Here is a 10,800-nt window from a genome sequence, read left to right as displayed (position 1 = left end):
TCTCTCCCCTTATGCTATCAGTAAGGCGCGATACAAAAAAATAATAGACCATTCGATTTCCGAAAGCAGCGTAATGACGGGCATTTTCCGTGCAAATCCGATTCACTATTTTTTTGGATCGCGCCTGCTTACCATGATTTTTGTCATTTACATTCTTCAAATAGTTACATTTTAACATTCAAGGGCAAGAATGAGAAACCTTTTCATGCAAAAAGCTCCGAAACACCCGCATAAAAAGGTAAAAAAATAAAACCGAAAAACTTCGGTTTTATACATGAAAGAGCGGTTGATCCTGTTTTATGCGTTTGTGTTTTCCATTTCCGGAACGAGAATCTCGAATACTTTCCCATGCTGCAAAATGGTGGTTCCGCGGGACTTGTCCTTCATCACGACAACCTCCGGTTTTACGGACATGCGGTCCAGGTAATGCTCGGGAACGTCGCCGGAATGGCTGACGATTACGCCCTCAAATTCTTTCTCTTCATGCTCTGCGAGCTTCGTCTCCATCACCTGATCCATAATATCGGAAAATAATTCAAAATTGTCAGTATACACTGAGATGCATTTCATGTGTAATCCCATCCTTCTCCATCTTTGTAGTTCCTATCCTGTCTTTATGTTACTTATCTTTTCTGTTTTGGGATGTCTTCATACGTTTCTTTCCTTCGCGGCATACATCAAGGAGTGGGCACGCCTGACAGCGTGGATTCTGAGCCTTGCAGTGATAGCGTCCGAAAAAAATCAAACGATGATGAGTCAAGGTCCATTCCTCGCGCGGCACCTGTTTCATCAGTTTTTTTTCCACTTCCAGAACGGAATCTTTCCAATTCGCCAGTCCAAGCCGTTTGGACACCCTTTCCACATGCGTATCCACGGCAATCGCCGGCACGTCAAAAGCATTTGAAACAACGACGTTGGCTGTTTTGCGGCCGACACCCGGCAGCTTGACAAGCTCTTCATGTTCGCGCGGAACTTCACCGCCGTATTGCTCCATCAGCATGAGGCAGAGATTGCGGATATGCTTCGCCTTATTCCGGTACAATCCGATTCTGCGGATATCCTGCTCCAGTTCCTCCAAGGGAACCGCAACATAATCCTCAGGAGTCTTGTATTTTTGGAACAAGTCTTTTGTGACTTTATTGACGGTTTCATCCGTGCATTGCGCGGACAAAAGCACGGCAATCGTCAATTCGAACGCGTTGCTGTGGTTTAATTCACAATGGGCGTCGGGAAACATTTCACCGATCGTATCAAGAATATAACGTACGGTTGCTGCCTTCATCGCTTAAGTACCTCCTGCAAAAAAAACGTCTTGACACGGGTAAGACCCCCGTATCAAGACGGTGTATCTCATGACCATTCCCAAAGCATACTATTGTTTCTGTATCTCGACAATCGTTCCATTGTTTAAATACAAAACAATATTATCATTTTCTTTGAGGGATTGCACGGTCAAAGTCGTATCTCCCTGATGAATATATGCGGCCGGAGAAAGCGGATAATGACCGCTATCACTCACATTTTGCCGTTTCACATATATTTCCTTCGCATAACTGTCATATTTCCAGAAGGATTGAGCCGTAGTATTCAGCACTTTCACGACATAAACCCCATCTGCATCCTTGCTGACTGCCACCCGGTTGCCTGTCGCCACATTGCCAAGACTCAGCAGGCTTCCAGATTCATTGATGACCTTGGTGTTCACGTCCAGCTTGAAGGTCTCCGCCGATCCGCCATAATTTTTCACTGTGATGCTTGGAGCTGCCGAACCCGAATCGATGGAAGTAACTTCACCCACGGTCTGTTTCACAACCTGAACCGTGAAAGGCGTCGAACCGTAGAACGTAACGTTCAGCAATTGTCCAGGGCGGAGATCTTGAACCGAAATCATACGTCCATTATCATCCGTCAGCGAAGCTTTGTCCACATAAAACTGGCTGGTATACCCGTCTTTTTTCACTGTCAAGCGGGACGTGTTGTAATTCAATTCGAGCAATTCAAACTGCGCATTTGCTTTGAGCTGGATGGATTGGATACCATCCTGAGTCGTGTTCAAGACGGCCGCAATTTCACTGCCGACTTTAATATCTGCAAACGAGGCGTTATTTCGGCCATATACCTGGACGACCGGATTTGAAAACGGCAGTGTTATGCTTTGCCCATCCGTACCAACAAGCGTCAGTTTCTTGTAGTTCATATCGATATAAGATACCTTTCCTTCATACTGGAAGACTACTTCCAGGGAAAGTGCGCGATTGCTCAGGTAAGTAATATTAACCTTGCGGCCAGCTGTCAAAAACCCTTCAACACCGCCCAGCGTAGGATTGGTTGAATTGTACATCAGCTTGGTTTTTTCGTCCAGGCTAACGACATAAGGTCTTTTATTGGCATCAAGAAGCGTCAACAATCTTGTTTTTGGTTCGTATTGAACAACCGTTGCGCCCTTCTTCTGTTCCATTTGACGGTTGAGCACCTGAATTTTAGTGACTTTATCCTCCGGATTCAGCGTAATTTCCACCTGGTCCCCGCCAGTCTGATCAGCGATCAGATCGGACAGCACCGGCGCTGCGATGCCGTTAATGGTCAGCTCCGGCTTCTCCGCAAGGAACTTTACTTCCAGCTGCCCGTTATCGCGTTTGTATGTAATGGTCGAGTTATTCAATCCGACTTCATACAAGGAACCGCGGATCGTTCTTTCAACACCCACTGTGACTTCGATCGTTGCGATCTTGTTATTTTTTACGGCGTAGTTGATTACCGCCCCGTTTTTCAATTCGGAAGGGGACAGCAGCTGGTTTTGGTATTTGACGATCAGGCTGTCGTCCCAGGTATAACTTTCCACATCGCCGTTTGCAGTTTTGATCACCAGCGCTTTGGCGGCAGCGTCAATGTTTTGCAGCGTACCCGTGCCGGATTTGTTGACTACGCCTGATTTCACCTGAATGATGACAGGTTTTTTGTCCGAGGAGGCTGTTTCCTGATGAATTTGCAGTTTGCTGCCGACAACCAGAGCGTTTGGTTCGATTTTTGCGCCATTTTGGTCCAGGAATGATGTATTCGCGTCATAATTGAACTGTTGGAACGTATTATTGGTTTCAAGCCACAAAATATTGCCCGGAGACAGCTTCTGGAACGTACCTTCCACGCTTTCAAATTGCTCTTTGGCATCCGTTACTTCCACGTATGCGGTTCGGGACGGTGTGCCGATCACCATTACTTTTGTATACAACTTCAAATCTGTGGAATTGATTTTGTTTTCGGAGGTGCTGGTAAAATACATGGTTGAATTGTCAAGGTTATACGACTGAATGCTCCCGTTCACATACAAATCCAGTTTGCTGCTGCTTAGCCCGGTTACGATGCCTTCAACGGAATTGTTGTATTTGACGTCGGTAAATGCTTCCGCGCGGCTGAAGAAGGCTGCAAGCTGAGCGCGGGTTACGTTTCCTTGGGGATCGAATTTATTGCCGTCCAGACCTGTGGTTAATCCCAGCTCCAAAGCCGCATTGACGAATCCTCTTTTATTGTTGGAAATTTTGTTGTTATCCTCAAATGAGGTGGCTTTGTTGGCCTTTGCGGTCGCTTCACCTTCCTTTCCGAGCGCGCGGATCAAAACTTCGGTAATCCATTCGCGCGTTGCTTTGCGTTCGCCCCAGCTTTCTTTGGAAGTGGATGCAACATTTTCAGTGGCTTTATTCAACAGATTTTGCTGAAGCGCAAGCGCCACATATGGTTTAAAGTAATTATTCGCCTGCATTTTGTCAGGCAATGCTTCTGTATTTTTGCTGATTCTGTCTTCAAGGCCGGCAAAACGGATCGCCATGGCCACCGCTTCCTGTTGGGTTACCGAATCATTCGGCCGGAACAAGCCGTTGTTGCCGAGCAAAATACCTTGGGATGCCAGTTTGTAAATATGTTTCTCCGCCCAATATCCGCTTTTGACGTCGCTGAAAAGCCCGCCTGTAGTTACCGTTTGGGTCGTAGCGACCGTTGCCGTGTCGGCAAAAACCGCCGTTCCGGAACCAAAAGCCATCATGCCGACCATGACGGCCGATGCAATTTTTTTCGAATGTGATAATGAGTTGCTGCGTCTGGAAACCATTCTTTTTTCCCCTTTCTGAAGTAAGGACCATGCCTAAAAGCAAGACCTAAAATAAGAAAAACGTCTATCGACGTACTTTCTAGGAAGACAGACCGCATTTAGCGGATGTTTTTCTTGCGATTATAGAATTGTTCAGCGTAGCAAGAAAATTTATAAATTCTATAATCTTAAAGAAAAACGTCTATCGACGTACTTTCCAAGAAGACAGACCGCGTTTAGTGGATGTTTTTCTTGCGATATAAGGAAGTAAGTTCTTTAAGCTCATATTTTCTTATATCTTAAACGTAAAAGAACTAAAGGGAATACGCCCCCCTCCCGAAAGACTTGACATAATCCTTCGGAAAAGCAAGGGGACGCATACTTTAGTTCATTTCGTATCCGCTCGAAAAACGTCGTTCGACGTACTTTCGCTAGCGACAAACCGCATCCAAGCGGGTGTTTTTCGCGATTCCGGAAAGCTTGGACAAACATGGGACATGGGTGCCCCGCCACTCTTTCACGTATCTCAAAAAACACGTCCATATATGATGTTCGACAAGAAGGGGCAAGCTCCTGCTTTTGTCCCTAATTTTTTCAATGTCTAGTCAAAGGATGTTCCAGATCGACATGCCCCATCAGACTTTCAACCTTCGCACCGTCCACCAGAAGTTCCACCGATTTGACTTCGTCAAACTGGAACATCGTTTGGGTCAGCGCATCCAAAGCAAACTGTTCGCCGCCGGCTCCAAGTCTTGCTTCGTCAGGCATATGAACGTCGATGGTGATTTCTCCGTTTTTAAACTCGAGCTTCTTCAGCTCAACTTTTCCCCACAATGGAACCAATTCGGATTTGCCGCTCGATTGCAGCGCTTTGTAGGCCTCCGCATATTTCCCGACTTCATCCTGGTAGCTGATTTCCTTTTGGGATTTCTTCAGTTCGAGCTCCTGCGGATCCGTATAATATACATCGATCATTTCTTTTTTGGCGGCTGGCTCCTGTTTGGTTGGCGCGGTTGTGCCGCTGCCCTTCGAAGAATTATTTTTAGTGCCTTGTTCGCCTGTTGTATTGCCGTTGTCTTTGTTTACGTCAGCATCATGGCCCGGTTCATGTTCGCTGCCGCCAGCGGCTGGTTGCTGCTGTTCCCCGGCGACCGTCTCCTGCTGTTCCTTTTCCGGTGCGGTAGTGGGCTTCTGGCCGCAGCCGGCCGAGACGATCATCGCCAAAGCCAAAATGCCCGCACACCACAATTTTCTGTTCATATTCTGCCGCCTCCTTTAAGGGGACATTGATTATTCAACACCCAAGTATTCTTTGATTCCATCCGCGATTCCTTGGGCGACACGCTGCTGGAAGCTTTCCGAGAACAGGGCTGCTTCATCGTTTTTGTTGCTGAGGTAACCCACTTCAAGCAGAACCGCAGGCATCTTCGTCTCGCGGATGACATGGAAATTGCCGTAACGCACGCCGCGATCGGACAATCCGGCGGCTTGTACCAGATGTTTGTGCATGACGTTGGCAAACTCTTTGCTCGCATCCCGCTGATAGTAGGTTTCAGTGCCGCTTGCCGCCGAGGAACCGGCGCTGTTCGCATGAATCGATACAAAAGCATCTGCTTTCAAATCATTGGCGATCTTCGCCCGATCCTTCAATTCAAGGAAGGTGTCATCGCTGCGTGTTAAAACCACATTAAGATTCGGGTCCTGTTTCAAAATATCCCCGACTTTCAGAACGAGAGCCAGATTGAAATCCTTCTCCTTTTTCCCTGTGATTCCGGTGGTTCCCGGATCCTTCGCCCCGTGCCCCGCATCGATTACAACGGTCTTCTTGCCACTGCCACCGCCTGGATTCGCCGGTGTACTGCTGTCTGATGTGTTCAAGTCGACAATGTATAAACCGTTATTATTGGTCAGCTTATAATTTTTTGCATGAGTAAGATCAATAACGACCCGTATAGTCGAAGGGTTATCGTTATAAAGGGAGTATCTTATTTTCGAAACGTCGGGATAACCACTGATATCAAGCGATCCCGTAAAATGTTGATCCAGAGGCGAGTTGTTGCTGAATGTATTCGAGAACTCTGCGTTCTGCAGATCAATAACGATCCGGTCCGGACCGGTCATTTTAAACGAATCGGCCTTAACTTGTCCGGTGGTAGCAATCATCAGCTGGTTATCTTGGAAGCTGATTCCGCTTACCTCAGCTGTCGCATTGCTTCCCGGATTCGTTTGATTGCCGCTGCCTGCTCCCGCTCCGTTATTCGAGTTTCCGATCCCGTAATCTTGGGTATATAAGTATACGATCTTCTTCGTATTGTCCCAATCAACGGTAAGTCCCATTTCCTCGCTGACGAAACGCAGAGGTACGATCACTGTGTCCGTACGCAAAATAGGTGCGATATCCATGGATACCTTTTTCCCGTTTACATCGGCTGTTTTTTGATCCACGACCAGTTTCATAACCGTGGAATCCTTTTGTATGGTCACCGTGCGCGTCTTTTCTTCCCATGCGACGTTAAACCCTAGATTCTCTCCGACGACACGAAATGGAATCATAATATTGCCGTTTACATTTTCAACTTTCGCATTTCCAGACAGGTTCAATTCTTTGTCATCCAGATAAATCTTGGCGCCTCCGGCCGCAGCCTGTCCATTGTGAGGAAACGCCAAAAGGAAGACAAATAAAAACACCGCCATAAAACCAATTTTTTTCATCCTTCACCCCTACCATTCTTAAATTTTTGTCGTAAGTCCGACGTTTCAATTTCGGTTTCCCTTCGACATCACCAGACATTAGTTAGACGTAGGAGGCCTTAAAAAGTTGCGAATATATTCCTCTTTATGCAAAACTTAATCTGCATCTAAAGGTAGACAAAGCTAGTAGTTTATGCATAAAATAACCCCACAAAGTGACGTGAGCCTTAGAAGCTTATTCCGATTACTTTGCGTGGACCCCGGAAGTTTATACTTTTCTGATATGTTAAGAAAAATGTCATTGACGTATTTCTAAGAAGACAGACCGCGTTTAGTGGATGCTTTTCTTGCGATATAAGGATGTAGGGTTCTTTAAATTCATAGAGATGTTTTTCTTGCGAATATCGAATGCATAAGCTCCGCTTAAAACTTATACATACTTAAAAACAGGGCTGACCCCATCAATCATGGAATCAGCCCTGTTCTATTGCGGATATATTCACTTCCCGACAGCTTCCCAGCGTAAATAAATGTCCCAACTGGAACAGCGCTCCGGAGAGGTCAACCGTTCCAACATCGGCTAATGCTTTAATAACCCATATCCTTTAATATTTTTGACAACGTACGCAGACGTTCACTGATCATCTCGTCGTCGTCGCTAAGAGCCTGGCTGAATAGCTTAATGTCTTCATTGATTCTCTCATTGTCCGTACATATCGCCACGTTCATGGCATCCCCTTGCAGGGCAACCCGGTCGATGACGGGCTGCTGCGGATCATATAAGTGTTCATATCTGTAGGCGTCGCGAAAATGCTCCAGGGTACGGCAAATCAGAATGGACAAATCAAGAACGCGATGGAGCGGCAGTTCCTCCGATTGCCTGGACCATTTTTCTCCCGTATATCTCCATACTTTGGCAGAAATATCGACCTTCCCCCGATCGTTCCATTGGGCCAATCCTAAAGAAAGACCTTTTGCATCGGTGTTTCGGGCGAGCCGACCGTCAATCTGCTCATAATTTTCCGACACGACAACTGGCTTATGCTTTAAAGTGGTTGGAATTTTCATTTCTTTCCCTCTTTCCATTACTCATTTACTAAATGACTAATTTGAATAAATAGAAATTTTACCCGTTTGGTAGAACTTTGTCAATCGTCAAACGGATTAAGATAGCCATCCGCCCCATTTAACGGAATCATAAGGAATCGGGTTGTTTGTGTCAATCGTTTTGCTTGGTATCGCGGATTGGATAAGTATTTTCTTGGGGCGAAAGTTTAGACTCCATCAGTTGATCGCAACCCTATTGGATTGGTTCGGTCTATAGGCGGGATTCCATTATTAAACCCGTCAATTTAATAAATTGACGGGCTGCTTACCGGTACGAACGTTATTTATCGTCTATATTATTCAATCGAGGCTTATGATATCCTCTATCTCCATAAGGCTGCAGCTTCTCTAGCCACCGCTTTTCCATTTGCTTAATTTCCCAGCGGATATCGATGATATCGTCGGTTTTTTTCTGTTCCAGTACCTCATAGGTGAACGCTTCAGCTCCAAACTCCTTCCAATCTTTTTGTAACTGCAAATTTGCGAACCTCCCCATATCAAGTTGGCTCTGTATGGTAACCCATTTGTTTTTTAGGTTAGGATAGCCGCCTACGTAAATTTTGCCATTGACCTTGTTTTTGATTTGGATGATCCCCATGTAGGTCTTCATCTGCTTGAATTCCTCTAGAAGCTCCTTGCGCTTATTCTTGTCCATGTATTTCTCTCCTTATCGCGGATAATGAATATTCATGAAAAATTACAAATACCTAGCAATAATCCGCACTAACTTTGCAGGAAGCTCATGTAAATTTGAAATATCCAAAAATCTTTCACTACCATAAATTTCGCTAATGACTTCCTTGTCCTGACCTATCGCGGCTGCAAGAAATGTGATCCCTTTCCGTTCATATTCCGTTATTGTTTGCTGCATGTCTGTAACGGCATAACTTCCGGTATAATCATCCATAGCTTTTGGTTGTCCGTCACTTATGCTAATCAACAACTTTGTCTGCTGCGGTGAAGCAGCTAACCGTTCTGCCATAATTCTAAGCGCCATTCCGTCGCGATTATTGCTTCTGGCTTGAATCCTCATAAGCCTGAATCGATCATTTGTATCCGGTTGATCAAAATCGGCATATGCGAAAATCGACATTTGCTCCATCTTAGAAGCATCTGCAGTATCGCCGTAGATCAATACGGGAACATTGCAGATTTGACAAAATTCACATACTGCGATAACCGCCTGTTTTGCTGCTTCCAATCTCCCGAAAGCCGACATAGATGCGGATTCGTCAACCCTTAAACCAACCACGAGGGAAGGAGATTCCGTTGGAGGACGTTTCTTGGCAAAATACCTATAATCCTTGTAAGCTACGTTGTCTGCTTGAAACTTGCTGCCATAGTATCGATTCCTCTCGAATTCGGATGACATCTCATGTTCCAAGAGCGGAAGTGTCTTTCTGGCAATTTCCTGCACGATCGGCATGAGTCCCTTGCTTAACCTGACATATTCCTGTTTGACCTCCTGATCGTATTCCGGACGGTGAACAATGAGCCTTACTCCTTTATGAATAGAATCGGACACAATCTCCCTTGCGGCTCGATTCAGCTTTTTACGGAAATCACGCTCTTGTTGTTTCGCAGCCTCTGGCATTGGTTCTGGATTTGCTTGATGATATTTGGGAGAGCCATCTCCCCTAACATCCGAACTTTCCATATTGGCAGAATCATCAGGAACATGTGAAGAACTTTCTTCACTATCCGCAGACTTTTTTAGTGCGATGCCATTTTCATCTGCATTGTTGTCATGGTCAAAATCGGCGACGCCTATATCTCCCCATGTCTTGATCTCTATTGCATCATCGTTGCTTTTTCGTTTTTTTTTACTTCACCCGGCACTCCCTCTAGTCTGGCAATCAAACCATGATTTTCAAGTGCTTCTTCCAGCAGTCCGATTTCCTCGGAATCGGTTGTGATTTTATAGATGACCTTATGATAAAGGGACTCTTTGAGGGAGGCGCCTTCGGCAACAGCGTCCGCCCAGTAGAAAAATGAACGCATTCCGGCGACCCCTTTGATCGCATTCGTCCGGGCTGTTTGGTCTAGAACAATAATGATATCTGCCAAAATGCTTAAAACCTTTTCATCTTGATAACCAATTTTGGCCATTGCGCGTTCTATCATGACTTCTTTGGTCGGCAGATCCATCTTTTCCGAATGTTGAACCCTGTCACGGAGCGCTTCGTTAAGCGCTCTAGACCCTGCATAGCTGCGATTTGTTGTGATGACTGCTATGAAGTCCGGATGTCTGCGTATGATTTCCGTAGGAAGATTGATGCTCCCATCCAGCTCCAAGGCAGAATTTAATGCCATTAAAACTGCAGCGTCCCGAATGACGTTTGGTTCTTGGATTTCCAATAGGTAACCTTTTTGATAGGCTCTAACGATCTCCGAAGGGTAAAATCGGTACTCAACCGCTTCGCCGTCGGAATGATCCGCAGCCAGCTTCAGCAATTGCTTCATTTTTAAGGCAGCCTGTTCCCGCGTAATTCCCAATGCGTTCATCAAAATTTCAGTTGTGCTTTGAAAACCATCGCTATCATATAATGCTTTCAAAGCGGTTTGCTCCAAGTGCTCCATTTTCTCTAATCGTTCAGAAGAAACCACCGGCAAAATTGCGCCAATAATATCCGATTTATCCATATCAGCAAAACAGGTCACTTTCGTATAGGGCAGCCCGAAATTGGCTGATAATGCTTTTGCTAATTGCGTTTTCCCGGAACCGGCGTCACCTTCTAACAGAATATTGGCAATTTTCATTTCCCCGCGATTCCAGTTCCGCTTGATTTCTTTACAAATGCGCCGTTCTTCTTCGCTGACCTTATGAGATAACGGCTTTTTCCACACCAGCTTTTTTTCCGCATCTGTCAATGGTCTCTCAGGTGATAAATAATATTCTCCATGTTCTTGCATTTCATTCT

The 10,800-nt window shown here is 45.5% G+C and carries 9 protein-coding genes; all 9 read right to left on the bottom strand.

From position 1 onward, the window contains the following. Window positions 1-297: 297 nt before the first annotated feature. The gene (locus tag L6442_RS12575) at window positions 298-570 is read right to left on the bottom strand and encodes an NAD/NADP transhydrogenase alpha subunit (RefSeq protein WP_194235396.1); all 273 of its coding nucleotides are present in this window, start codon (window positions 568-570) and stop codon (window positions 298-300) included. 49 nt (window positions 571-619) lie between these two features. Then, complete coding sequence (nth, locus tag L6442_RS12570) at window positions 620-1,282, bottom strand: endonuclease III (protein WP_212977209.1); 663 nt, start codon at window positions 1,280-1,282, stop codon at window positions 620-622. Between the two features lie 90 nt (window positions 1,283-1,372). Further along, on the bottom strand, window positions 1,373-4,102 hold the full coding sequence (locus tag L6442_RS12565) for an S-layer homology domain-containing protein (RefSeq protein WP_212977208.1): 2,730 nt from the start codon (window positions 4,100-4,102) through the stop codon (window positions 1,373-1,375). A gap of 573 nt (window positions 4,103-4,675) precedes the next feature. Continuing rightward, the gene (locus L6442_RS12560) at window positions 4,676-5,341 is read right to left on the bottom strand and encodes a GerMN domain-containing protein (protein WP_212977207.1); all 666 of its coding nucleotides are present in this window, start codon (window positions 5,339-5,341) and stop codon (window positions 4,676-4,678) included. A gap of 30 nt (window positions 5,342-5,371) precedes the next feature. Further along, window positions 5,372-6,793, bottom strand: a complete 1,422-nt coding sequence (locus L6442_RS12555; RefSeq protein ID WP_212977206.1) for an N-acetylmuramoyl-L-alanine amidase family protein — start codon at window positions 6,791-6,793, stop codon at window positions 5,372-5,374. A gap of 567 nt (window positions 6,794-7,360) precedes the next feature. Then, window positions 7,361-7,840, bottom strand: a complete 480-nt coding sequence (locus L6442_RS12550) for a DUF6530 family protein (RefSeq protein WP_194235391.1) — start codon at window positions 7,838-7,840, stop codon at window positions 7,361-7,363. Window positions 7,841-8,159: 319 nt separating this feature from the next. Next, a complete protein-coding gene (locus L6442_RS12545; protein WP_212977205.1) occupies window positions 8,160-8,534 on the bottom strand; it encodes a GIY-YIG nuclease family protein in 375 nt (124 codons plus the stop codon). Between the two features lie 42 nt (window positions 8,535-8,576). Beyond that, the gene (locus L6442_RS12540) at window positions 8,577-9,536 is read right to left on the bottom strand and encodes a vWA domain-containing protein (RefSeq protein ID WP_212977204.1); all 960 of its coding nucleotides are present in this window, start codon (window positions 9,534-9,536) and stop codon (window positions 8,577-8,579) included. Between the two features lie 134 nt (window positions 9,537-9,670). Further along, window positions 9,671-10,792 carry an AAA family ATPase gene (locus L6442_RS12535; RefSeq protein ID WP_212977203.1) on the bottom strand — a complete coding sequence of 374 codons (1,122 nt, stop codon included), beginning with the start codon at window positions 10,790-10,792 and terminating at the stop codon, window positions 9,671-9,673. Between the last annotated feature and the right edge of the window lie 8 nt (window positions 10,793-10,800).

The organism is Paenibacillus azoreducens, assembly GCF_021654775.1.
Taxonomy (GTDB): Bacteria; Bacillota; Bacilli; order Paenibacillales; family Paenibacillaceae; genus Paenibacillus_AQ; species Paenibacillus_AQ azoreducens.
This window is presented reverse-complemented; position numbering and strand designations above follow the sequence as displayed.

Coding starts and splice junctions, on each gene's coding strand:
- L6442_RS12575 (WP_194235396.1), bottom strand. CDS start 570: ATGAAATGCATCTCAGTGTATACTGACAATTTTGAATTATTTTCCGAT.
- nth (WP_212977209.1), bottom strand. CDS start 1,282: ATGAAGGCAGCAACCGTACGTTATATTCTTGATACGATCGGTGAAATG.
- L6442_RS12565 (WP_212977208.1), bottom strand. CDS start 4,102: ATGGTTTCCAGACGCAGCAACTCATTATCACATTCGAAAAAAATTGCA.
- L6442_RS12560 (WP_212977207.1), bottom strand. CDS start 5,341: ATGAACAGAAAATTGTGGTGTGCGGGCATTTTGGCTTTGGCGATGATC.
- L6442_RS12555 (WP_212977206.1), bottom strand. CDS start 6,793: ATGAAAAAAATTGGTTTTATGGCGGTGTTTTTATTTGTCTTCCTTTTG.
- L6442_RS12550 (WP_194235391.1), bottom strand. CDS start 7,840: ATGAAAATTCCAACCACTTTAAAGCATAAGCCAGTTGTCGTGTCGGAA.
- L6442_RS12545 (WP_212977205.1), bottom strand. CDS start 8,534: ATGGACAAGAATAAGCGCAAGGAGCTTCTAGAGGAATTCAAGCAGATG.
- L6442_RS12540 (WP_212977204.1), bottom strand. CDS start 9,536: ATGGAAAGTTCGGATGTTAGGGGAGATGGCTCTCCCAAATATCATCAA.
- L6442_RS12535 (WP_212977203.1), bottom strand. CDS start 10,792: ATGCAAGAACATGGAGAATATTATTTATCACCTGAGAGACCATTGACA.